General features: G+C 53.5%; 23 protein-coding genes. 16 read left to right on the top strand and 7 right to left on the bottom strand.

What is annotated here, in order from left to right; translation table 11 throughout:
• Nucleotides 1-61: 61 nt before the first annotated feature.
• Nucleotides 62-1168, bottom strand: a complete 1107-nt coding sequence (locus F384_RS03780) for an anion transporter (RefSeq protein ID WP_046477734.1) — start codon at nt 1166-1168, stop codon at nt 62-64.
• On the bottom strand, nt 1165-1638 hold the full coding sequence (mntR, locus tag F384_RS03775) for a manganese-binding transcriptional regulator MntR (RefSeq protein WP_046477732.1): 474 nt from the start codon (nt 1636-1638) through the stop codon (nt 1165-1167). Before mntR ends, F384_RS03780 begins: the two co-directional genes overlap by 4 nt.
• Before the next feature lie 185 nt (nt 1639-1823).
• Between mntR and mntS the strand changes: the two genes are divergently transcribed.
• Complete coding sequence (gene mntS, locus F384_RS03770) at nt 1824-1952, top strand: manganase accumulation protein MntS (protein WP_046477731.1); 129 nt, start codon at nt 1824-1826, stop codon at nt 1950-1952.
• Between the two features lie 277 nt (nt 1953-2229).
• Complete coding sequence (locus F384_RS03765; protein WP_046477729.1) at nt 2230-3816, top strand: phosphoethanolamine transferase; 1587 nt, start codon at nt 2230-2232, stop codon at nt 3814-3816.
• Nucleotides 3817-3882: 66 nt separating this feature from the next.
• Here the strand turns inward: F384_RS03765 and ompX are convergent, their stop codons facing one another.
• Nucleotides 3883-4398, bottom strand: a complete 516-nt coding sequence (gene ompX, locus F384_RS03760; RefSeq protein ID WP_046477727.1) for an outer membrane protein OmpX — start codon at nt 4396-4398, stop codon at nt 3883-3885.
• 389 nt (nt 4399-4787) lie between these two features.
• Between ompX and rhtA the strand changes: the two genes are divergently transcribed.
• The 6 genes from rhtA (at nt 4788) to ybiO (ending at nt 11421) form a co-directional block, all read left to right on the top strand.
• Entirely contained in the window at nt 4788-5675 is an 888-nt protein-coding gene (rhtA, locus tag F384_RS03755; RefSeq protein WP_046477726.1) for a threonine/homoserine exporter RhtA, read from the top strand.
• Between the two features lie 309 nt (nt 5676-5984).
• Complete coding sequence (gene dps, locus F384_RS03750; RefSeq protein ID WP_042320427.1) at nt 5985-6488, top strand: DNA starvation/stationary phase protection protein Dps; 504 nt, start codon at nt 5985-5987, stop codon at nt 6486-6488.
• A gap of 364 nt (nt 6489-6852) precedes the next feature.
• A complete protein-coding gene (glnH, locus tag F384_RS03745; protein WP_046477724.1) occupies nt 6853-7599 on the top strand; it encodes a glutamine ABC transporter substrate-binding protein GlnH in 747 nt (248 codons plus the stop codon).
• 86 nt (nt 7600-7685) lie between these two features.
• The gene (gene glnP, locus F384_RS03740) at nt 7686-8345 is read left to right on the top strand and encodes a glutamine ABC transporter permease GlnP (RefSeq protein ID WP_046477722.1); all 660 of its coding nucleotides are present in this window, start codon (nt 7686-7688) and stop codon (nt 8343-8345) included.
• Nucleotides 8342-9064 (top strand): glutamine ABC transporter ATP-binding protein GlnQ, encoded by a 723-nt coding sequence (glnQ, locus tag F384_RS03735; protein WP_046477720.1) that lies wholly within the window; start codon nt 8342-8344, stop codon nt 9062-9064. Before glnP ends, glnQ begins: the two co-directional genes overlap by 4 nt.
• A gap of 116 nt (nt 9065-9180) precedes the next feature.
• The gene (ybiO, locus tag F384_RS03730; RefSeq protein ID WP_046477719.1) at nt 9181-11421 is read left to right on the top strand and encodes a mechanosensitive channel protein; all 2241 of its coding nucleotides are present in this window, start codon (nt 9181-9183) and stop codon (nt 11419-11421) included.
• Here the strand turns inward: ybiO and rlmF are convergent.
• Entirely contained in the window at nt 11418-12344 is a 927-nt protein-coding gene (gene rlmF / locus F384_RS03725; RefSeq protein WP_046477716.1) for a 23S rRNA (adenine(1618)-N(6))-methyltransferase RlmF, read from the bottom strand. The genes ybiO and rlmF overlap by 4 nt on opposite strands.
• Nucleotides 12345-12630: 286 nt before the next feature.
• Here rlmF and mcbA point away from each other — a divergent pair, with 286 nt between their 5' ends.
• The 3 genes from mcbA to ybiJ all read left to right on the top strand — a co-directional run bounded on the left by mcbA (nt 12631) and on the right by ybiJ (nt 13826).
• The gene (gene mcbA / locus F384_RS03720) at nt 12631-12891 is read left to right on the top strand and encodes a DUF1471 family periplasmic protein McbA (RefSeq protein WP_046477714.1); all 261 of its coding nucleotides are present in this window, start codon (nt 12631-12633) and stop codon (nt 12889-12891) included.
• A gap of 122 nt (nt 12892-13013) precedes the next feature.
• Nucleotides 13014-13280, top strand: a complete 267-nt coding sequence (locus tag F384_RS03715; RefSeq protein WP_046477712.1) for a DksA/TraR family C4-type zinc finger protein — start codon at nt 13014-13016, stop codon at nt 13278-13280.
• Between the two features lie 285 nt (nt 13281-13565).
• Nucleotides 13566-13826 (top strand): DUF1471 family protein YbiJ, encoded by a 261-nt coding sequence (ybiJ, locus tag F384_RS03710; RefSeq protein WP_043001280.1) that lies wholly within the window; start codon nt 13566-13568, stop codon nt 13824-13826.
• Between the two features lie 108 nt (nt 13827-13934).
• On the opposite strand, the gene ybiB is transcribed toward ybiJ, so the two are convergent.
• On the bottom strand, nt 13935-14903 hold the full coding sequence (ybiB, locus tag F384_RS03705; protein ID WP_046477709.1) for a DNA-binding protein YbiB: 969 nt from the start codon (nt 14901-14903) through the stop codon (nt 13935-13937).
• Between the two features lie 253 nt (nt 14904-15156).
• Here ybiB and F384_RS03700 point away from each other — a divergent pair, with 253 nt between their 5' ends.
• The 5 genes from F384_RS03700 to F384_RS03680 all read left to right on the top strand — a co-directional run bounded on the left by F384_RS03700 (nt 15157) and on the right by F384_RS03680 (nt 20513).
• A complete protein-coding gene (locus F384_RS03700; protein ID WP_046477707.1) occupies nt 15157-15693 on the top strand; it encodes a fimbrial protein in 537 nt (178 codons plus the stop codon).
• Nucleotides 15694-15760: 67 nt separating this feature from the next.
• A complete protein-coding gene (locus F384_RS03695; RefSeq protein WP_046477706.1) occupies nt 15761-16435 on the top strand; it encodes a molecular chaperone in 675 nt (224 codons plus the stop codon).
• 30 nt (nt 16436-16465) lie between these two features.
• Nucleotides 16466-19009 (top strand): fimbria/pilus outer membrane usher protein, encoded by a 2544-nt coding sequence (locus tag F384_RS03690; RefSeq protein ID WP_080949868.1) that lies wholly within the window; start codon nt 16466-16468, stop codon nt 19007-19009.
• Between the two features lie 20 nt (nt 19010-19029).
• Complete coding sequence (locus F384_RS03685) at nt 19030-20013, top strand: fimbrial protein (RefSeq protein WP_046477705.1); 984 nt, start codon at nt 19030-19032, stop codon at nt 20011-20013.
• A complete protein-coding gene (locus F384_RS03680; RefSeq protein WP_046477704.1) occupies nt 20010-20513 on the top strand; it encodes a fimbrial protein in 504 nt (167 codons plus the stop codon). The genes F384_RS03685 and F384_RS03680 overlap by 4 nt, the downstream gene beginning before the upstream one ends.
• Here F384_RS03680 and dinG read toward each other — a convergent pair.
• Nucleotides 20500-22677: an ATP-dependent DNA helicase DinG gene (gene dinG / locus F384_RS03675; protein WP_046477702.1), complete on the bottom strand. Its 2178-nt coding sequence runs from the start codon at nt 22675-22677 to the stop codon at nt 20500-20502. The two genes, F384_RS03680 and dinG, sit on opposite strands and share 14 nt — an antisense overlap.
• A 221-nt stretch (nt 22678-22898) precedes the next feature.
• Complete coding sequence (locus F384_RS03670; RefSeq protein WP_046477701.1) at nt 22899-24320, bottom strand: DASS family sodium-coupled anion symporter; 1422 nt, start codon at nt 24318-24320, stop codon at nt 22899-22901.
• Nucleotides 24321-24324: the final 4 nt, after the last annotated feature.

Here is a 24324-nt window from a genome sequence, read left to right as displayed (position 1 = left end):
AAACAAATCCATTCAACCAGGAAACGGATTTGCTTTTGTCAGAATGGAGCGCAAGTCGGGACTAGAATTTAAGCAGAACAAATCCTACGACGGCAGCCCATAGCAACATGGGTACCGAATAGAGATGGAAGCGCCACCAGATGCGCCGATCGTTCGCCATCCGCAGAGCAATCAAATTCGCCAGCGATCCCGGCAGCAGGCCGAATCCACCGACGTTGACCGCCCACGCCAGCAGCACGCCAGGAGGAACATAGTTCAGCAGTAAGATGGTGCTGGGAACATTACTGATAACCTGCGACAGACCAATTGCCGTCAGCCACAGTCCGGGTTCTGACAACGTTCCGACATGATTTAACACTCCCTGCAGGACCGGCAATTGCGTCAGTAAATGGACATCAATAAACATCGCCATAAACACCAGCAACAGCGTCCAGTCCACGCTTAACACCACCCGCCGCGCCAACAGCAGAAACCCCAGCGCCACCATCGCCAGACCAACCAACTCCTGCTTAAGCTCCAGCGCCGTCAGAAAGACGATGTACAGCCCCAGACAACCCCACACCAGCCGGGGTTGCCACGCTGGCTGACTTGTCCCGGTATGGTATTGCAACGGTTTATCGGGGAAGCAGAACCAGCAGAGCACCAGCAGCGTCAACATCATCGCGGCGGCCAACGGTGCCATCTGACCGATAAATGCCACAAACGAGAGACCAGAGCGTCCCCACATCAGGATATTTTGCGGATTCCCTATGGGGGTGAGCAAAGAACCCGCATTCACCGCCAGCGCTTCAAAGATAATGAGACGGTTAACCGGTATTGCGCACAACTTCTTCAGGGTAATGGTCAGCGGGACGACAATAAATAACGCGACATCGTTCGTCAGGAACGTCGAAAGCAGCGCCGCGGCCAGCACCATGAACATCGACAGACGGCGTTCGGTCGCAAAGCGGCGGGTCATTTTACGGCCCAGGACATCAAAGTAACCGCTCAGCTCTACGCCTTTGGTCAGCAACATCAGGCCGCTCAGGGTGATAATCGTGTGCCAGTCAATGGCGCCGGGCCACGTCCGTGGCGTGAACGGCACCCACAGACTCAATCCGATGCCCACCACAATCAACAAATGAAAAAAACGGTCGCGTTTCAGCGCCCGTAAGAAAGGCAGATTCATTCCACTGTGGTTCCGTGCTGCTCGGTGAACAGACGAAAAGCGTCCAGCGTCTCCTGGCTGACGTGGTGCTCCATCCCCTCGGCATCGCGACGGGCAATCTCCGCGCTCACGCCCAGCACCAGCAGGAAATTCTCTACTATCTGATGGCGTTCACGGCTTTCCTGCGCCAGTTTCTCCCCTTCCGGGGTTAGGAAAACACCGCGCCAGGGGATCATCTCGATAAGCCCCACCGATGCCAGACGCTTGAGCATCTTGGCTACCGTCGGCTGGGACACCCCGAGTCGCGCAGCCATATCCACCTGACGCGCCTCGCCGACTTCGATAATCAGGTCAGAAATCAACTCAACGTAGTCGTCGATCAGCTCGCGGCGATGCGCCTCCCTCACCTGACGAAACCCTTCAACGTGTTCCTCAACGTTCACTAACTGCGTCACTTTTTTTGTTGTTGGCATACCTGCGCGACGACTCATTCTGCTTCCTCATTCCTGTGACGCGTTAACAGCATCTAATTGGAGAGCGCTCATTGTAAACCAGAGTTGCCCGGGCACAAAAAATTAACGTTTTAGCAATAGCTATATAATATAGCCTGTGCTATATCTGTATGTAATGCAGTCATCCCTCACGGATCGAGGGACCAGAAAGTCAGGAGGCCAATATGAGCGAGTTCAAGAGGTGTATGCGCGTGTTTAGTCACTCTCCCTTTAAAGTCCGGTTAATGCTGCTCTCGATGCTGTGCGATATGATCAACAGCAAACCAGTGCAGGATAAACCCTCAGAAAAATAACGCGGCGTCGCGGTACGCCGCTTCATCAGGTTGTCATATTCAGCCGTTACACTCCTGTTATGTCAAAATAGCCCCTCTTTTTGTCGGATTTGCTAACCCCTTCGCAAAACAATTTCTTTCTGCCAGTTGACCTTCACATTCACACGCTCTATCTTCTTGCAGCCCTGCCTAACTTGCGGCTCGCAGATGCGGACCTCATCCCCCTCTTCACGCACTCTCAGCAGGTAATGACCCTTGGCGCCAGGGTAAGCACATGGCGTTTTTGCGATAATGGCATATGAATTTAACCCTCAAAGACTCGCTTCTTGCCCGCAGCCGGGCCCTTAGCCCGTGGACTGGCTTTTATGTTTTGCAGTCCCTGCTAATCAATCTGGCGCTGGGCTATCCGTTTAGTCTGCTGTATACCATTGCCTTTACCTGCATATTGCAGCTGCTCTGGCGAAGTGCGCCGAAAGCGCAAAAGGTTCTGATCGGCGTTTGCTCGCTTGTCGCCGCCTTCTACTTTCCTTTCGGTCAGGCCTACGGGTCGCCAAACTTTAATACGCTGCTGGCGCTGCACTCAACCAACATGGAAGAGTCCACGGAAATCCTGACGATTTTCCCCTGGTACAATTACCTGATGGGCGTGTTTATCTTTGCCCTTGGCGTGATTGCCGTGCGGCGCAAACCCGGCGAAGAGAAAAAGCGCTGGAATAAATATGACAGCCTGTGCCTGCTGTTCAGCGTCGTCGCTTTTTTTGTCACCCCCGTGCAGAACCTGGCCTGGGGCGGCGTATTTAAATTGAAGGACACCGGCTACCCGGTGTTCCGCTTCGCCAAAGACGTCATCGTCAATAACAAGGAAGTGATTGACGAGCAGGAACGCATGGCGAAATTCGCCAGCATGAAAGACACCTGGACCGTCACTGCCGTGAAGCCGAAGTATCACACCTACGTGGTGGTGATCGGTGAAAGCGCTCGCCGTGATGCGCTGGGAGCGTTTGGCGGCCACTGGGATAACACGCCGTTTGCCAGCAGCGTCAACGGCTATCTGTTTGCCGACTACGTCGCGGCCAGTGGGTCAACGCAAAAATCACTCGGGCTGACCCTCAACCGGGTCGTCGACGATAAGCCGCAGTATCAGGATAACTTTGTCACGCTGGCGAACCGCGCCGGTTTCCAGACCTGGTGGTTCTCGAATCAGGGACAAATCGGCGAATATGACACCGCCATCGCCAGTATCGCGAAGCGGGCGGATGAAGTGCATTTTCTGAAAAGCGGCGACTTCGAAGCGGACAAAAACACTCAGGATGACGCGCTGTTAAAAATGACCGCGCAGGTGCTGGAAACCGAACGAACCCAGCCGCAACTGATTGTACTGCATCTGATGGGCTCTCATCCGCAGGCGTGTGACCGCACAAAAGGCAAGTACGACACGTTCGTCCAGTCGAAAGAGACCTCCTGCTATCTCTATACCATGACCCAGACCGACGACCTGCTGCGAAAACTCTACGATCAGCTTCGCAACAGCGGCGGCAGTTTCTCGCTGGTGTACTTCTCCGATCACGGTCTCGCCTTTAAAGAGCGTGGAAAGGAAGTGCAATATCTGGCGCATGATGACCAGTTCCAGCAAAACTTCCAGGTCCCGTTTATGGTGCTCTCCAGCGATGATAAAGTGCACAAGGTCGTCAAAGCGCGGCGTTCCGCCAACGATTTCCTCGGTTTCTTCTCACAGTGGACGGGGATCAGCGCGAAAGAGATTAACACGAAGTACCGTTTTATCTCTGAACAGAAGGCCGGGCCGGTGTATATCACCAACTTCAAGTTGCAGAAGGTGGACTACACTCACCTGGGAACCGACATTTTTAGTACCAAATCGCGCTAAACCGTCGAGAAAAACAGCCAAAAAAAATCCGCCCCTCGAGGCGGATTTTTTATATCACCGACGTGATTAGAAGCGGTAACCGACGCCTGCGATCCAGGTGCCAACGTCAACGCTACGAATACGGCTCTGCTCGTAAGAGAAGTCCAGCGCAACGTTTTCGATCGGGTTGAACTGCAGACCTGCGCCATAAGAGAAACCATAGTCGCTGGTATCATCTTTATGCGTCGGGTAGTTGGTGTCCTGGAATTTACCGTAACCGACACCGACAACACCGTAGATGCTTGCCCAGTCGTTCAGACGGTAAGCCGGACCCGCAGTGATGCCGTAGTACTGAGATTTGTTGTAATCGCCTGCACCGTTAGTACGATCTTTTTCGGTGTAAGTGAAGGAACCGATCACGCCCAGCGGGTTGTTGTCCTGCTCATAGCGATACTTCAGGTTGAAACCGTTCATTTTGTTCGCCGCGCCCTGAGCATCGCTCTGAGCATAACCACCGGTAACGGTAGACGTCGCAGCAACAGCAGAACCTGCGGAGATAGCCAGAACAGCGGCCAGTGCTGAAAGACATGCAATTTTTTTCATAACCACCTCAAATGTGCTTCAAATAAATCCTAAGTGTTAAATATATCAAAAATTGATGAGAAACTCTTTGCGATTAGTGATGTCTAACGGTCCATTTCGTGTAACAGAACATTTCTATGCACCGCTATCTCTTTCAATTAACATCACTTTTCCAGATATTCGTCCCATTATTACGCGCATAATAAAGGACATTCATCCAGATTATTCCTAATCTGCCAGCGTATTAATCCATCAACTTGTCGCCATTTTACGGTTTTCCAGGAATTTTTTTTCAACGAAGACTCAACCGCAGAAGGTTATTTCCATTACACTGCCTCTTTTACTTTTCTATACACAAATCAGGCAAGTTGCTGGATGGCGTGTATCTACAGTTATTGTCGGGAGAACGGATGCCAGGGTCGTCACGTAAAACGCCAGTTTGGTTGCCCATTTTAGTACTGCTAATCGCCATGGCCTCGATCCAGAGCGGCGCATCGCTGGCAAAATCACTGTTCCCGCTGGTGGGCGCGCCCGGCGTGACCGCCCTGCGTCTGGCCCTGGGCACGCTGATCCTTATTACCTTCTTCAAACCCTGGCGTCTGCGTTTTGCCAAAGAGCAGCGCCTGCCGCTGCTTTTTTACGGCCTGTCGCTGGGGGGAATGAACTACCTCTTCTATTTGTCGATTCAGACGGTTCCGCTGGGGATCGCGGTTGCGCTGGAATTTACCGGGCCGCTGGCGGTCGCGCTGTTCTCGTCGCGACGCCCCGTTGATTTTATCTGGGTGGTGCTGGCCGTTCTGGGACTCTGGTTCCTGCTGCCGCTGGGTCAGGACGTTTCGCATGTCGACCTGTTCGGTGCCGCCATGGCGCTGGGCGCGGGTGCCTGTTGGGCTATCTATATTCTTAGCGGTCAACGCGCCGGCGCTGAGCATGGCCCGGCTACCGTTGCGGTAGGCTCGCTGATTGCCGCGCTGGTTTTCGTTCCACTTGGCGTGGCGCAGGCCGGAGAAGCGCTCTGGCACTGGTCGGTTATCCCGCTGGGTCTGGCGGTCGCAGTGCTGTCGACAGCACTCCCCTACTCGCTGGAAATGATTGCCTTAACCCGTCTGCCTACGCGCACCTTTGGTACGTTGATGAGTATGGAGCCGGCACTGGCCGCGGTGGCGGGTATCCTGTTTCTCGGCGAAACGCTGACGCCGATACAGTTACTGGCGCTCGGCGCGATTATTGCCGCCTCGATGGGCTCAACGCTGACCATTCGGCGGGAGAGCGAAATAAAAGAGGTTGATGTAAATTAATTTTACATTTCTGCATGGTTTGCATAACCATGCAGAATATCTTCCCGCTGTTTTCCCTCTATTTTCCTGATATTTCTCCACCGCTCATTTGTCTCACCCCGCCTATTTATTCTGATGCTCATGTCACCGGGATAATATTTACACCTCACTCTTTTACACTCGCAACACCATGAATAGTAATGCAATTAAATACAGATAATGTTAAATGCTATTAAAGCGATAGGCACAGCCAGAAAAGCAGGAACGATAACCGGTGCTATACTGAATCTCGTAAATTACTGGGACATAACATCAAGAGGACATGAAATTATGAGTACCGCTAAATTGGTAAAAACAAAAGCGTCCAATCTGCTTTATACCCGTAACGATGTTTCTGACAGCGATAAGAAAGCAACAGTTGAGTTGCTGAATCGTCAGGTGATCCAGTTTATTGACCTGTCGCTGATCACTAAGCAGGCCCACTGGAACATGCGCGGTGCAAACTTTATTGCCGTTCATGAGATGCTGGATGGCTTCCGTACGGCATTGACCGATCATCTCGACACCATGGCAGAGCGTGCCGTGCAACTGGGCGGCGTTGCCCTGGGAACCACGCAGGTTATCAATAGCAAAACGCCGCTGAAAAGCTATCCGCTGGACATCCATACCGTCCAGGATCACCTGAAAGAGCTGGCAGACCGTTATGCTGTAGTGGCAAATGATGTCCGTAAAGCCATCAGTGAAGCGAAAGACGAAGATACCGCAGATATCTTTACCGCCGCATCTCGCGATCTCGACAAATTCCTGTGGTTCATCGAATCCAACATCGAATAATCGCATCATAAGTATTCCCTCTATAACCCTCGCCACGGCGGGGGTTTTGCACTTTTATGGTGCACCACTTCGCCTTCCCTCTGCGGTAAAGTAAAATATTTGTAATAATCACCTCACACAATCGTTAACGAAAGATTGTTTTATCAACGATCTTTGCGCTAAATAGGCAGACCGTTAACACGCCCTTCGGGTTGCACTAAATCAGTGCCCCAACATGGTGCAAAAAGCGAGTTTTGCTCCGCTCACAGTGCAAAAGAGCGCGAGTCCCTCTTGTGAAAACAAGGGGTTGCAAAACTGGCACGATTCTTTCATTACACTTATCGTTCTCGCAGGGGATCGCCCCGTGGATAAAAAAGGAAATGCTATGAAGTCTGTATTAAAAGTTTCACTGGCAGCACTTGCCCTGGCTTTTGCGGTGTCCTCTCATGCCGCGGATAAGAAACTGGTTGTCGCTACCGACACCGCGTTCGTGCCGTTTGAATTCAAACAGGGCGACAAATACGTTGGCTTTGATGTGGACCTGTGGGCCGCCGTAGCAAAAGAACTGAAGCTGGATTATGAACTGAAACCGATGGATTTCAGCGGCATTATCCCGGCACTGCAAACCAAGAACGTTGACCTAGCGCTGGCGGGCATCACCATTACTGACGAGCGCAAAAAGGCTATCGATTTCTCTGATGGTTACTACAAAAGCGGCCTGTTAGTGATGGTGAAAACCAACAACAACGACGTGAAAAGCGTAAAAGATTTGGACGGCAAAGTCGTCGCAGTGAAGAGCGGCACCGGCTCCGTTGATTACGCGAAAGCCAACATCAAAACGAAAGACTTGCGTCAGTTCCCGAACATCGATAACGCGTACATGGAACTGGGTACCAACCGCGCAGATGCGGTTCTGCACGATACGCCGAACATCCTGTACTTCATCAAAACCGCAGGTAACGGCCAGTTCAAAGCGGTTGGCGAATCACTGGAAGCACAGCAGTACGGTATCGCATTCCCGAAAGGCAGCGACGAACTGCGTGAGAAAGTGAACGGCGCGCTGAAAACGCTGCGTGACAATGGTACCTATAACGAAATCTACAAAAAATGGTTCGGTTCCGAACCTAAATAATAAGACGTTTTGCCTTCAGATGTTGCCCGGGGGCGCTAAGCGTACCGGGCATTTGATTTTTTTCACCACGGTAACAGGAACAACATATGCAGTTTGACTGGAGTGCCATCTGGCCCGCCATTCCGATCCTGCTTCAGGGTGCCAAGATGACCCTGTGGATCTCCATCCTTGGCCTGGCGGGCGGAATCATCATCGGCTTGCTGGCGGGTTTAGCCCGTACCTATGGCGGCTGGATAGCCAATCACGTTTCTCTTGTCTTCATCGAGATCATCCGTGGCACGCCGATCGTCGTCCAGGTGATGTACATCTATTTTGCCCTACCAATGGCTTTCCCGGACTTGCGTATCGACACCTTCAGCGCCGCCGTTATCACGATAATGATTAACTCCGGCGCCTATATCGCGGAAATCACCCGTGGTTCAGTCTTGTCTATCCATAAAGGGTTCAGCGAAGCCGGTCTGGCATTGGGTCTTTCCCGTCGCGAAACCATTCTCCACGTGATCATGCCGCTTGCGCTGCGCCGTATGCTGCCGTCGCTCGGTAACCAGTTAATCATCAGTATCAAAGATACGTCTTTGTTTATCGTGATCGGCGCGGCCGAACTGACCCGTAGCGGTCAGGAGATTATTGCCGGTAACTTCCGTGCCCTGGAGATCTGGACCGCGGTGGGGGTTATCTATCTCATTATCACGCAGGTCCTGAACATCGTGCTTCGTAGTCTGGAAAGAAGGATGAAAATCCTGTGATCGAATTTAAAAACGTCTCAAAGCATTTTGGTCCGACCCAGGTGCTGCATAACATTGATCTGAACATAAAGCAGGGCGAAGTGGTGGTGATTATCGGACCATCAGGCTCCGGTAAATCCACGCTGTTGCGCTGCATTAATAAACTCGAAGAAATCACCTCTGGCGATCTGTTCGTTGATGGGCTGAAGGTCAACGACCCGAAGGTGGACGAGCGTCTGATTCGTCAGGAAGCCGGCATGGTGTTCCAGCAGTTCTATCTTTTCCCTCACCTGACCGCGCTGGAAAACGTCATGTTCGGTCCGCAACGCGTGCGGGGGACGAAGAAAGACGCAGCCGAGAAACAGGCGAGAGAGTTGCTGGCGAAAGTGGGTCTGGCCGAGCGCGCCCACCACTACCCTTCTGAACTTTCCGGCGGTCAACAGCAGCGTGTGGCCATCGCCCGCGCCCTGGCGGTCAAACCGAAGATGATGCTGTTTGATGAGCCCACCTCTGCGCTCGATCCAGAACTGCGTCACGAAGTATTGAAAGTGATGCAGGATCTGGCGGAAGAAGGGATGACGATGGTCATCGTTACGCACGAAATCGGCTTTGCCGAGAAAGTCGCCTCACGTCTGATCTTCATCGACAAGGGCCGTATTGCCGAAGACGGCCATCCGCAAACCCTGATTGAAAACCCGCCCAGCCAGCGCTTGCAGGAGTTTTTGCAGCACGTCTCCTGACGGTCCGCCTCCCTTCCGCCTGGAAGGGAGGTTTTCTACGACTCTTCCCATTTCGAATCGCCGCTCCTCCAGCAACTATACTTATCTTTTTGTTCTGTTTTCTCACTGGAGGAGTCATGCGGTGGATCCTGTTCATCCTCTTTTGCCTGCTGGGCGCACCCGCCCAGGCGGTGACCATCCCCGGCGTCACGACCGGTACAGACGCTGACGCACAAACCACTGCTGCGCCAGAACCTGACGTCGAGCAAAAGAAAGCGGCCTATGGCGCGCTGGCCGACGTACTGGAGAATGACACCTCGCGCAAGGAGCTGATTGACCAGTTGCGCACCGTCGCGGCCACGCCGCCGCCGGACCCGGTGCCAAAAATCACGCCGCCGGTGGTGGTTGAGGAAAAAACCGTGCTGGAGAACGTCACCGATCTCAGCCGCCATTACGGCGAAGCGCTGTCTGACCGCTTTGCCCAACTCTATCGCAACATCACCGATGCGCCTCATAAACCGTTTAACAGCCAGACCTTTAATAATGCCCTCAGCCATTTTCTGATGCTGGTCGCCGCGGTGTTCGGCTTCTACTGGTTGATCCGTCTGTGTGCGCTGCCGCTGTACCGCAAAATGGGCGACTGGGCGCGGAAAAAAAACCGCGAGCGCAGCAACTGGCTCCAGCTACCGGCCATGATCGTTGGCGCTTTTATTATCGACCTGCTTCTGCTGGCGTTGACCCTGTTTGTCGGACAGTTGTTGAGCGACCGGCTGAATGCTGGCAGCCGCACCATCGCGTTTCAGCAAGGACTGTTTCTGAACGCCTTTGCGCTGATTGAATTTTTCAAAGCGATTCTGCGGCTGATTTTTTGTCCGAACGTGGCGCAACTGCGACCATTTAACATTCAGGACAGCAGCGCACGTTACTGGAACCGGCGGCTGAGTTCGCTCAGCAGCCTGATTGGCTATGGCCTGATCGTTGCTGTTCCTATTATTTCCAATCAGGTAAATGTGCAGGTCGGCGCCATGGCCAACGTGGTCATCATGCTGTGTATCACACTGTGGGCGCTGTATCTGATCTTCCGTAACAAGAAAGAGATTACCCAGCACCTGCTGAATCTGGCGGAACGGTCGCTGGCCTTTTTCAGTCTGTTTATCCGCGCCTTTGCACTGGTCTGGCACTGGCTGGCGAGCGCCTATTTCATCGTCCTGTTTTTCTTCTCGCTGTTCGACCCTGGCAACAGCCTGAAATTTATGATGGGGGCGACGGTACGCAGTCTGGTGATCATCGGCATTGCGGCCTTCGTTTCCGGGATGTTCACCCGCTGGATTGCCAAAACCATTACCCTCTCCCCGCATACCCAGCGCAATTACCCCGAACTGCAAAAGCGGCTTAACGGCTGGCTCTCGACCGCATTGAACGTGGCGCGGATCCTGACGGTGTGCGTCGCCATCATGTTGCTGTTGAACGCATGGGGACTGTTTGATTTCTGGAACTGGCTGCACAACGGTGCCGGTGAGAAGACGGTCGATATTCTGATCCGTATTGCGCTGATCCTGTTTTTCTCCGCGGTAGGCTGGACGCTGCTTGCCAGCCTGATCGAAAACCGGCTGGCCTCCGATATTCATGGGCGTCCTCTGCCCAGCGCGCGTACCCGTACGCTGTTAACGCTGTTCCGTAACGCGCTGGCGGTGATCATCAGCACGATCACCATCATGATTGTGCTCTCGGAAATTGGCGTTAACATCGCCCCCCTGCTGGCGGGGGCCGGGGCGTTGGGGCTGGCGATTTCATTTGGTTCGCAAACGCTGGTGAAAGATATTATTACCGGGGTCTTTATTCAGTTCGAGAATGGCATGAACACCGGGGATCTGGTGACCATCGGGCCGTTAACCGGTACGGTAGAGCGGATGTCAATTCGTTCCGTTGGCGTGCGCCAGGACACCGGGGCGTACCATATCATTCCGTGGTCATCGATCACCACCTTCGCCAACTTTGTCCGCGGCATTGGGTCGGTGGTTGCCAATTACGATGTGGATCGCCATGAAGATGCCGATAAAGCCAATCAGGCGTTGAAAGAGGCGGTCGCGGCGGTGATGGAAACCGAAGAGGTTCGTGGGCTGATTATTGGCGAGCCGTCATTTGCCGGGATTGTCGGATTAACCAACACGGCATTTACGCTGCGGGTGTCGTTCACCACGCTGCCGCTGAAACAGTGGACGGTCCGCTTTGCGCTGGACAGCCAGGTGAAAAAACATTTCGACCGGGCGGGCGTTCGTCCACCGGTGCAAACCTGGCAGATGCTGCCCGCCGCGCCAACGACACCGACAGCGCCGACCACACCGACGCCGCTGCCACCCGGCGAGCCGACCCTCTAGCGTTTACGCGTGCTAAAACGGCGGCGCTGGTCGTCATCCATAAAGGTCCAGGCGATAAAGCGACTCTGCTTTTGCCCCTGGGCCATCTCTTTTTTCACCACCTTGATCGCCCCCACGTCAGTCAGCGCGCGATAAAGCGGCGGCAGGTTTTCACCGCGAGACACCAGCGTGGTAAACCACATCACCTGACGGCCAAAGGCCTGACTTTCAGCAATCATCGTTTTGATAAATGCCACTTCGCCACCTTCACACCACAACTCCTGCTGCTGGCCGCCGAAGTTCAGCGCATCGTCTTTGCTTTGTCCGAGGTTACGGCGCTTGCGCTCGCTTCCTGCCCGGGCAGACGCGGCAGAGTCGTGAAATGGCGGGTTGCACAGCGTTGCATCATATTGCTCATTCTTATGAATGATGCCGTTAAAGATAGCCGCCGGGGTTTTCTGCCGACGCAGGCGAATGGCGCGCGTCAGGCCTGGATTGGCGCTGATGATCGCCTGTGCGCTGGCTAGCGCCTGCTCATGCGTCTCGCTGCCCGTAAACCGCCAGCCATACTCATGTACGCCAATCAGCGGGTAAATACAGTTCGCGCCAACGCCGACATCCAGGATCGTGGCCTGGGTTGGCACACTTCCCGACGTCTCAGCAAGAAGATCGGCCAGATGGTGGATGTAATCTGCACGCCCTGGCACAGGCGGACACAAGAAACCTTCCGGAATATCCCAGTTTGCCACCCCATAGAAATGCGCCAGCAGCGCCTTATTCAGGGCCTTTACCGCCAGTGGATTGGCAAAATCTACGCTTTGCTCGCCTGCGGGAGTCAGGACAAGATATTGCGCCAGCTCAGGCGTGCCTTTGCAGAGCGAGGCAAGATCGTAGCGGCTGTGATGACGGTTACGCGGGTGTAGGCCCGGTTTCTGGGGGGACATAGCATTCTCCTGTTAACAGCGGCGTAAGATACCCGCATAACGCAACGCGGTAAACCTGGTTGAAAAGAAACAACCGCGTCGTTGCAGCATAGTAGAGCACGAAATGGGGCGAAGCGGCACAAATCACCCGAGAATCTGTGATATGCATGTCATTGATTTGTCAACATACGTCAATATTTATCGTTCAAATTTTAAGCGGATCATCATCGATTTTTTACGCCATTTCTGCCGCACTGACGACCTAAACTTATCTGGCACTACACGTTGTTTCATTGAGGAGAGCATCATGAAAAAATGCCTCGCATTACTCATCGCCACTACGCTTGCCGGTGTGGCATTCGCGGCATCAGCAGCACAGCCTCTCAATAGCCCCGATACCAGTCAGCTACGCGCGTCAGGTACCGTCTCTGCGACTGGCGCAACCAACCTGAGCGACCTGGAGGATAAACTGGCGGAAAAAGCGCAAGAACAAGGCGCGAAAGGCTTTGTGGTTAATTCCGCAGGCGGTAAGAACCAGATGTACGGCACCGCGACCATTTACAAGTAACCTTCCCCACAACCTGCCCGATAGCGGCTTCGCTTATCGGGCAATGCCCCCTTGACCGAGCAATTTTTGACCCCATTTTGACTATAATGACCTCTGTGATAACGCGTGAGGAGACTATCGCTATGGCCTCAGGTTGGGCAAATGACGACGCTGTGAACGAACAGATCAACAGTACAATTGAAGATGCTGTCGCCCGCGCAAGAGGTGAAATTCCGCGCGGTGATAGCCTGTATGAATGTGAAGAATGCGGTGACCCGATACCCGAAGCACGCCGACAGGCAGTGCGCGGCGTAAGACTGTGCCTTAACTGCCAGCAGGAGAAAGATTCAAAAAATTCATCCTATACGGGATATAATCGCAGAGGTTCAAAAGAAAGCCAGCTACGTTGACCGATTTTTACAGAGATATAAAGAACATGCCGTTTCGCTTACGCTCACGTTAAATTGCATTCTGCGTAGCAAAACGTGCCGTTCACCGCACAACTGTAAAGCGAACTGCGAAGAACCGTAAATTCATCTCACGAATTAATTAATAATCAATAAGTTATTTGTCATTCAATTTATTTGATGAAGGTAGTCAATTCTCTTCGATTTTATCTCTCGGCAAAAAGCGTGATACTCATCACATCGACGGAACATCGTCTTCCTTAATAAATAACCTGCGAGAGATTAACAATGAAAACTATCAAATATGCTGTTGCCGCTGTTGCCCTGTCTACCCTGTCTTTTGGCGTTTTCGCTGCCGAACCTGTTACGGCTGCTCAGGCGCAAAGCATGAATAAAATCGGTGTGGTTTCTGCTGAAGGCGCAACCACGCTGGACGGCCTGGAAGCAAAACTGGCTGAGAAAGCCGCTGCTGCTGGCGCAAGTGGTTACAGCATCACGTCTGCCAACAACAACAACAAAATGAGCGGTACTGCTGTTATCTACAAATAAGATTTACCCCGTCTGCTGCCAACAGACACCCTGCTCCAACCCTCATTGAACCTGAATTACCCTTATTTGCCCGTCCGCCACTGGACGGGCTTTTTTTTATCTGTCGCGCTAAAAATTGTCGTTCACCCGCGCCAGTCCTTCCTCGAGTGTTGCCACTTCTGCCGTTGCCACCAGGCAGCAGGCCATCTGGATTTTCAACGATGCCGGTACCGGCTCGCTTCCCGCCAGACAGCGTTCGATCCAGCGCGCGGTCGTCTCAGGATCCTTTGCCGCAGGCAGCGGTATGGGTTCGTCGGGCATGTCGCTTTGTCGGTTCTGTAACACCCTGGAGCCAGCGCTATCAATCAGGCTAATCTGCGGACAACGCTGTGGGTTGGCGTAAACCTCACCTTCGGTTCCATGCATCAACAGCGCGCGCCCGCCAATATCACTGAAGAATTTCGCCACGCGCGGCACATATTCCGGATGCGACACGCTGGCAAGTCGCAGCGCAGCGTCCTCAGCAAACGGCGTCGCCAGCTTCGCCAGCGTATGCGCGCTGTTACGCACGCCCAGCCGCCAGCGCATTGCCAGCTGTTTTTCCAGCGGCGGGCAGAGCGTACTCACCGGAATAAAGACCGGCTGATGTCCATCCAGCTTTGCCTGCGCTTGTCCGGCATGCCGCGTCGGGGTAATCCCCATCAGCTCGAAAATCGTTTCCGTCAGCACGCGGGTCGGATCTTCACTCACCCCATGCACCACCACGGGAAAACCCAGCTTGTGCAACAAAATGGCCAGTAGCGGCGTCAGGTTCGCCTGTTTACGCGCGCCGTTATAGCTGGGAATGACAATCGGCATCGGTTTCGCAACCGGCGGGGTCAGCGTAATGGAATGGTTTTGCATCGCCTCATAAAAGCCCAGCATTTCAGCTTCCCCTTCCCCTTTAATACGCAGCGCAATCAGCACGCCACCCATCTCCAGTTCAGGCACATCCCCGTTGAGCATGTGAGTATACAGACCGCGGGCTGTGTCCAGGTCCAGATCGCGGGCATGGTTTTTGCCCCGGCCGATCTCCTTAATAATTTTGCGATAATCCATAACGTCTCTTCTCTATGCGACTTTTTTTAACAATATAGCGCCTAAGGAGGCCCTGCGGTGAGTTTTTTTCCAGGCCGCCACACGGCTGTTTTTGTAGAAAATATCAAAACGCAAGAATTATTTAAAATACTAGTGATGTCTATAGAAAAACAGTCTCCCTGAATATTCTGGTTTAATAGCTCCCGGAAAATAGTTAATTGTCAATCTGAAAACTTCCAGGCAAGGTTTTCACAGGAGAATACCAGGATTTAACATGAACAAAATTGCGTTAGGTTTATTTATTGCTGCAACCGTGGGATGTTCCGCATCTGCATTTGCAGCCACTGATGGTGAAGGACAAATTAACTTTACAGGGGAAATCATCGATTCCGCCTGTCAGGTGGTGAATGCTGTCAGTAATCCATTGAATGTACAGTTAGGCAAGGTCTCTAAAACCGTCTTTACCGGTGCTGGCTCTACCAGCACATTGACGAAATTTGATATCCAACTGAAAGATTGCCCTGAGACAGTCACCTCAGCAGCCATTAATTTCGGTGGTACACCGGATGCGGATAACAACGCCACGCTGGCGTTAACACCGGATGTCGATGCGGCAACGGGCGTGGCGATCCAACTGGTTGACTCTTCAGCGCAACCCGTCAGTCTCTATTCCCCTACCCGGCAGTATCCGTTAGCGTCCGGTACCGCGGTCAACAATCTCGAATTCGGTGCACGTTATATTCAGACTCAGACAGCTATCACTGCAGGTCCGGCTAACTCAGTTTCTACGTTTACCGTAATTTATAACTAATCGTCTTCAACCAGAGATATTAACGCGTGTTCAGCATTAATATCTCTTCTTCATTTGAGAAATATCTATGCGCCACGGTCTTTTACTCAGCTCTCTTTTACTCGCTGTAACAACAGCTCACGCAGGTGTGATTATTAATGGCACTCGACTGGTTTACCAGGGTGATAAAAAAGAGTCATCAATCGGTCTTTCAAACCCAGACACAACGGATTATCTGGTTCAGTCATGGGTGGATGCCGGTATGAAAAAAAGAACGGAGGCGCCTTTTCTGATTACTCCACCATTATTTCGACTCAATGCCAAAGAGGATAATGTTTTGCGCGTAGTGCGTACTGGCGGAAATATCCAGGAAGATCGGGAGTCACTGTACTGGTTAAATATTAAAGCTATTCCGTCCTCCAAACAGGATAAGGATGCAAATACCCTGCAAATCGCCATCAATACCCGGATTAAATTGTTATATCGACCTTCTGGCGTGAAAGGTAAGCCGGAAGAGGTGGCGGAAAAACTGGAATGGCATCGTGAAGGTAACGATCTGGTCGTGAATAACCCGACCCCGTTCTATATGAACTTCCAGAGCGTCACGCTCAACGGTAACAAGGTGACAAAAGCGACCTGGGCTGTTCCTGAAACCGAGACGCATATTGCCCTTCCTGCCAATACCGCAGGGACGACCGTGGCCTGGTCCATCATTACGGATTACGGCAGCATCAGCAAAACCTGGTCAAAAACCGTTCATTAATAACCCGGTGCTTCGGCACCTGGAATCGACATGTACACGAATCAGAAACCCTTATCCTGCCGATTATTCACGCTGCTGGTCATTTTATTTGGCCTGGCAATAGCGTGTTTTGCGCAGCAAACAAGAGCAGATGATTATTTTAACCCCGCGCTGCTGGATGTTGATAACCCGCAGCAGGAAAAAACAGACCTTTCCATTTATGAGAAAGGGCCTGGCCAGGCACCAGGCAAATATCAGGTTTCCATTTTTATTAATAATAATAAAATCGACACTCGCGATGTCACCTTTAACTTGCAAAAGGACGGTGACGGAAATTCATCGCTACAGCCGTGTTTTAGTCTCGATGATTTAAAAAACCTCGGCATTAAAACCAAAAAATTCTCACAGTTGATAGGCGAAAACCAGTGTGCAAACTTAAGCGCGATTCCATCCGCTTCCGCGACATTTCACGTTCGCAATCAGCAACTGCTGCTCAGTATTCCTCAGTCTGCGCTGGGCCAGGTGCCACGCGGCTATATTGATCCAACAGAATACGACGAAGGGATAAACGCAGGGTTACTTAACTACAGCGCTACCGCCAGCCAGAGTTATTCCCGCCAGCCAGGCGTTCAGGATAATAGCAGTCAGTATGTCAACCTGCGCCCTGGCCTTAATCTCGGCGCATGGCGTCTGCGTAACTACTCAACCTGGAATCGCAGCACCACGGGCCACGAGACGCAGCAGAAATTTTCATCGGTTTATACCTATGCCCAGCGCGATATCGTGGCGATGAAAAGCAGCCTGACCGTCGGGCAAAGTTCCTCCCCGTCAGACGTGTTCGACAGCGTACCTTATACCGGCGCCCAGCTTAATTCCGACACTGACATGCAGCCAGATAGCGAGAAAGGATACGCGCCGATCATTCGCGGCACCGCGCACAGTAACGCCCTGGTGATGGTTCGCCAGAATGGTTACGTCATCTATCAGAACACGGTCGCGCCCGGAACCTTCGAAATTAACGACCTCTACCCCACGGGCAGCAGCGGTGACCTTCAGGTCACGGTGAAAGAGACAGATGGCAGCGAAAGCCATTTCGTCGTGCCTTATGCCTCAGTGCCAGTGCTACAGCGTGAGAAAAGCCTGCATTACAACGTGACCGCAGGCCGTTACCGCTCTTATGACACCGATGTAGAAAAAACGCCCTTTGCCCAGGGGAGCGCCATTTATGGTCTGCCCCATGGTTTCACCGCCTATGGTGGTGCACAACAGAGCAGTCACTACCAGTCACAAGCGCTGGGGGCCGGGAAAAACATGGGCAGTCTTGGCGCATTCTCCATCGATGTGACGCGCGCGAAAGCGCTGCTTAAAAAGCAGCAGTCGAGCAAAGGTCAGTCGTGGCGCGCGCGCTACAGCAAAAATTTTGCCGGTATGGGTACCAACTTTTCACTGGCCGGATATCGCTATAACAGCAAAGGGTTTTACACCCTGGAAGACACCATGTCGTCTTACACCCATTCGTCTGACGCTTCCGCGCCGCAACAGCGCCGCGCCCGTACTGAAGCGTCCATCGACCAGACCCTGGGTGAAGGCTGGGGATCCGTCACGCTAAGCCTGGTCAAAGAGACTTACTGGAGTCAGAGTCAGGATATGACCTCCATGAGCGTCAGCTATAACAACAGTTGGCGTGGCATCAGTTACAGCCTGAGCTACAGCATGAATAAAAACAGTCAGGACAATGGCGATTTCGGTGAATCTGTAAGCAATGACAAACAGTTATCGCTGAGCGTCTCCGTGCCGCTCGACCGCTGGATGCACAACACCTGGGCCACGTACAACCTGAACAACACCAAAGATGGCACCACGCAAAATATGGGGATTAACGGTACGGCTCTGCAAAATGACAATCTGAACTGGAATATCCAGCACGGGCTGAGCACAACGGGTAGCGGTAGCTCGACCAGCATGAACGCCGATTACAAGTCCACTTACGGCGAACTGAGTGGCGGCGTGAGTCAGGATAAATATCAACAGACCGTTAACGTCGCTCTCCAGGGCGGTGTCGTGGCCCATGCCAACGGTATCACCCTGAGCCAGCCGCTCGGTGAAACCATCGCGCTGATTAAAGCGCCAGGCACACATGGCACACATATCACTAACCAGACCGGCGTGGAAACGGATTTTCGCGGTTATACCGTGGTGCCGTTTGTCACTGCCTATCGCCACAATGCCCTCTCGCTGGATACCGAGACGCTACCGGATGATGCCGATGTCACGCATGCCGCGTTGACGGTCACACCGACCCGAGGCGCCGTGGTACGCGCCAGTTTCAACACCCGTGTGGGGAGCAGAGTATTAATGCGACTGACGCAAAACGGGAAACCGCTGCCCTTTGGGGCGAGCGTGACCACTCAGGACAAGGATGGCGAGTTTATTGTTGGCAATGATGGCCAGACTTACCTCTCCGGCATGCCCTCGCACGGTCTGCTCTCTGTTTCCTGGGGTCAGGACGCCAGCGAGCATTGTGACGTGCAATATGCGTTGCCTGAAGAGAAAAATAAAAATGCAATCATCAACGCTGCCGCGCAGTGTCGCTGATTGACTCTGGAAACGTAATCATGCAAATAGCAAAACAGTGTTTTTTACTTCTGATTCTGGCGACCGCTGCGCTCTTTATGCCGCACGCAAAAGCCTCTTGCCAAACACCCAATATACCGGCGCTATTATCACTGTCATCTATTTCGGTAGCCACCAGTCTTCCCGTCGGGGAGACGATTCCGGGAACTGAACGTACCGTGCATGTGGCAGGGGAATGTTTGATGGACATAGATGTGGGACTCCCTATCATCGCCTGTTACAACGGCTTCGGCCAGGAAATACCGGGACTCCCGGGCGTCTATGATAGCGGTGTTTCCGGCGTTGGCGTAGCGCTCAGGAATGAACAAGGGCAACGCGTGACAGGCGCGGCAGCTCGATTTTGTCCAGCGACAATGCCCGTTGGCGAAGTCGCCAGTGACGGCTCGCGATCGTTTAGCTTTGACGTCACGCTGGAACTGGTGAAGACCAGCGAAACCGTCGACTCCGGCTCACTCACACCCAGTAATACACAGTTCAACATTGGCGTTTATGGCCAGGAAGGGATTGGCTATCCCAACTCTATCTCCTACTCGGGTGATGTACAGGTTAAAAACGTAACCTGCTCTGTTGCCCCCAAATCGCTTACCGTCCAACTGGGCGACATTCCGCTTAGCTCGTTCACCGGCCCGGGAAAAGTACTCCCACAGAAAGTGGTCGACATCACTATGCTGTGTAACCAAACCGTGCAGCCTCAGGTCATGGTCACCAGCGGAAATGGCTATGAGCAAAACTATTCTGGGGTGCTAAAGCTGACACAGGAAAGCAATGTCGCTACCGGTGTGGGCGTCAGGGTCATGATGAACGGACAAAGCGTGCGATTTGGCACTTACACGACGACGGCAACCCCTGTCTATGAAAACATTAATTCTTCCATTCCGTTTACTTTCGCTTATGAACAAACGGCCGACGAAGTAACGCCGGGAACAGCCAACGCCGTTGCCACCATTACGCTGGGTTACAAATGAAAACATTCTGGTTTGTTCTGCTTTGCGGGATGGCCTGTCAGGCCATGGCAGACGAGATCCCGATTAGCATTCTGGGCAACATTTATGCCAACACGTGTAAGGTGGACAGCGCCAGCCAGGATTTAACGGTGAGCCTGGGTAAGGCGAATTCAAGCGATTTTAAAGACGTGGGCGATACTGGCGTGTGGAAGACGTTTGATCTGACGCTGTCGAGCTGTCCTTCAAGCCTGGTATTGGCGACCGCCACCTTTCACGGTATGCCGGACAGCGTGCATCCGACAAAATTCGCCAATACCGGTACGGCAAAAGGACTGGCGCTTGAGCTCGCTGACCCTCAGGATCAGATAGCGCTCGCGCCACACTCAAGCTTCAACGTGTTGATCAACCAAAGCGATCACACGGCGGATTTCCCGCTGGCCGCCCGCTACTATGCAACGTCGATGCCCGTGACGGCAGGCACTTTCAGCAGCGTTGTGCAGGTGACATTTATTTACCAGTAGAACCGCGCTTTTTAGTACGGACGCTTTTTTTACGCCCGGCGGCGAGTGTTGCCGGGCGTTTTTTTACTTCCGGCACGTCGGGTTGTTCAATCGGGAATACCGGCAGCGCGTTCAGCAACCGTTGACCATAATTTTTGGTGAGGAGCCGTTTATCATAAATCACCACTTCGCCCCAGCAGCTATGGCTGCGAATCAAACGTCCGACCTGCTGAATGAGATTAAACGACGCGGCGGGCAGGCTTTGCACCTCAAACGGATAGCGGTTGAGGCTTTTGAGCCATTCGCCTTCGGTGATCACCACCGGACTGTCGATGGGCGGGAACGCAATCTTGTGGATATGCACCTGGCTGAGCAAATCCCCTTTCAGATCCAGCCCCTCGGCGAAAGATTGCAACCCAACCAACACGCTACGCTCACCGTTCTCCACCCGCTTACGGTGTAGTTCCACCAGTCGGTAACGCGGCTGGTCACCCTGGACCAGCAGCAGCAGACGCAGATCGGTGACATGTTCCAGAAATCGCTGCATCGCCCTTCCGCTGGCAAACAGCACCAGCATCCCGGTGTGCTTTTTGCTTTCAAGCTCCTGACGAAAATAGGCCGCCATCTCCGCAATATGCTGCTCTTCATTATCGATAAGCGGCTCATACTGCATTTGGGGAATGACAATTTTCCCCTGTTCGACATGGTTAAACGGCGAATCGAGCGCGACAAAGCGGTCTCCGGCCTTCTCCTTCAGACCGCTCATCTCCTGCAGGCGTGAAAAGCTGTTCAGCGAACGCAGCGTGGCAGAAGTGACGATGATATGCGGCACGCTGCGCCAGAGTAACCGCTCCAGTTGATCGCTCACGCGGATCCCTACACAGTGAAACCAGACGTGAGGCTGCCCGTCGCGCACATCGCGCGTCGTCCATTTCGACACCGGCGCGCCGGACGACTGAGCCAGCGAGGCCAGCCGCCACAGTTTGCTTTGTGCCTCAAACATCCCCAGCGCCCGGTTCATCTGTAAAATAGCCCGGTGCAGGCGCACAACATCATGGCTGCCGGTTTTCTCGCTGAGATCGTTTAAAAACAGCTCCGCCAGACCGCGCAGCGTTTCGGTGAGCTTCGCCAGACGCTGGCAAATCTCCATCACTTCATCCGGCAGAGTTCCCATCGCAAAGCGATATTCCGCCTCCTGCCCGGCAGGCATGTACAGATTGAGGATGCTATTAAGCGAGGCGATGAGCTCATACAGCTCTTCGCAATGGGCGTTCAGACGCTCCGGATTCGCCAGCGGCGGCGTGGTTTTGGGACGAAACTGCTCCATGCAGGTCGCCACCAGTTTGCTGAACAGATCCAGTTGCAGGCGATACCAGGGGGCGGTAATTTCGGCACTCATTTCCAGCGCATCGCGGGCGACGTCCGGCAGGTGATGGCCTTCATCGAGCACCAGCAGCAGGTTTTTCGGGTCCGGCAAAACCGCTTCGCTTTCCATCGCCGCCATCACTAGCGCATGGTTTGCCACCACCACTTCCGCTTCCTGAATCTCGCGACGCGCCACAAAGAACGGGCATTCACGATAGTAATGACAGTTGCGGTTCAGGCAACTGGCTTTATCGGTACTCAGTCGCCGCCAGAGATCGTCATCAATGGCGATATCCGTATGATCGCGCAGGCCGTCCCACTTGTAGCTGTCAAGGTCGCCTTTCAGCTTTGCGCAGCGCTTCTGCTCTTCCTGATTGTTCGGTGTGAGTTCATCATCAAGAAACGCGAGCAGATCCTGCTGCGTGGGCTCAGTGCTGGCCAGCGCAGTCAGATTTCGCGGGCACACATAGCGGCCGCGACCAAACGCGGCGGTAAAGCGAAGATCGGGAATGATTTTGCGCAGTAATGGCAGATCTTTACTGTAGATCTGATCCTGCAACGCCACGTTGGCGGTACTGACTACCAGCGTTTTTTGCTCTTCCCGCGCAATGGCAATACCGGGAATGAGATAAGACAGGGTTTTCCCCACCCCGGTGGGTGCTTCAATCGCCAGATGGCGCCCTTCTTCTCCGGTCAGCGTTTTCGCGACATCAGCAATCATCTGCCGCTGCGGCGCACGGGGGATAAAGTCGGGGATCTGTTCCTGAAGCGCCTTATACCAGGCGGCGATTTGCGCTTTGAGCGCAGCGGTTAATGCCATGAGAAAACCTGAAATACTGTATAAACAGCCACTATTGTGGCACATTTCAGGCCTGGAACGTACCTTTTTTGCCGGTTCTGGAAAGCGCGTCGCAACCTGGAGGCGAAGTGCCGGATGGCGGCTTACGCCTTATCCGGCCTACGTATAAGCATACGCCAGGCCGGATAAGTGCATCGCGTAGGCCTGATAAGCGCAGCGCCATCAGGCAGCTGCGCTGCGACTTAATAGTAACCCAGCAGCTTCCACCACAGCATGCCAACTGCAAAAATGATAATCACATTGAACGTCACCACGCACAGGTTGATTCGGTAAAACCGCGGTCGCTCGAAATAGCCTTGCGCGAAGTAGATAGGCCCGGGTCCGCCGCCGTACTCGGTGTTTCCCCACATCAGGTTACTGAAGATACCGAAGCAGATAGCCACCATCATCGGCGGTGCCCCGGCCGCAATCGCCGTTGCGGCAAACGGCGCGTACAGCGCGGCAACGTGCCCCGTGGCGGTAGCAAACAGGTAGTGGACGTAGATGTACAAGACCCCGAGCACGATAAAGGCTTCCATTGCGCCGAATCCCTGAATCCCACTGCCCAACTTCACCGTCATCCATTTGATGAATCCCAAATCAGCCAACCCCGTCGCCAGGCTGATGATCACGCTAAACCAGATAACCGTATCCCATGCCGCATGGTCATTGAGGAGACTTTTCCAGCTGACGGCCCCGGTCGCAAACAGATAGGCGGCCAGACCCAGCCCGACTGACGTCGCGGAGATCCCGGTGATCAGACTGGTTCCCCAGCCCACCAGCGCCAGCACAAAACCCACGGCGACCTTTTTCTCATTACTGCTCATCCCGCCCAGTTCGCTGAGCGACTGTTTGCCCATCGCTTTGGCTTCCGGCGTGTGCTTCAGTTCCGGATCCAGCAGCTTGTAGACCAGCAGCGGCATCAGACAAAAACAGACCATCGCCGGTACCACGGCGGAAATAAACCAGCCGCCCCAGGTGATCTCCAGGCCCAGCGTGGATTTTGCCAGACTTGCCACCAGCGGGTTCGCCGCCATCCCCGTTAAAAATATGGCCCCGGTGATCGGCGTGAACTGAAAGCAGACCATCGTTAAGAAATCGCCAATTCGCTTACCGGTCGCGCCGGGTGCCGAGCCGAGTACATCGTTGATTGAGCGGGCGATAGGGAAAATAATCCCACCAGAACGCGCCGTCACGGAAGGCATCGCCGGGGCCATGATCAGGTCGGAAACACCAAGCGAATAGGCTATTCCCAGGCTGCTTCCGCCAAACAGCGACAGCATTTTATAGGCAATACGTTTCCCCAGTCCGGAGGTCACAAACCCCAGCGAGAGCACGTAGGCGCAGAAAATCAGCCACACGGTGCCGGAGGCAAAACCCGACAGCGCCTTCGCCTCGGTCAAGGTGTTGCTAAAGATAACCACGCAAAGCGCAATCAGCATCACCGCCCCCGACGGGAGCGGTTGGGTCAGGATTGCCGCAATGGTCGCGGCAAAAATCGCAAACATATGCCAGGCCGCCGGTGTTAACCCGTCAGGGACGGGAATAAACCAAATGACGGCACCAATCACCAGCGGGATCAGAAATGAGATAAGTTTCTTTCCCGCGACAGAATTCGTAGACATAGCA

The sequence above is a fragment of the Citrobacter amalonaticus Y19 genome, from assembly GCF_000981805.1.
Taxonomy (GTDB): domain Bacteria; phylum Pseudomonadota; class Gammaproteobacteria; order Enterobacterales; family Enterobacteriaceae; genus Citrobacter_A; species Citrobacter_A amalonaticus_C.
This window is presented reverse-complemented; position numbering and strand designations above follow the sequence as displayed.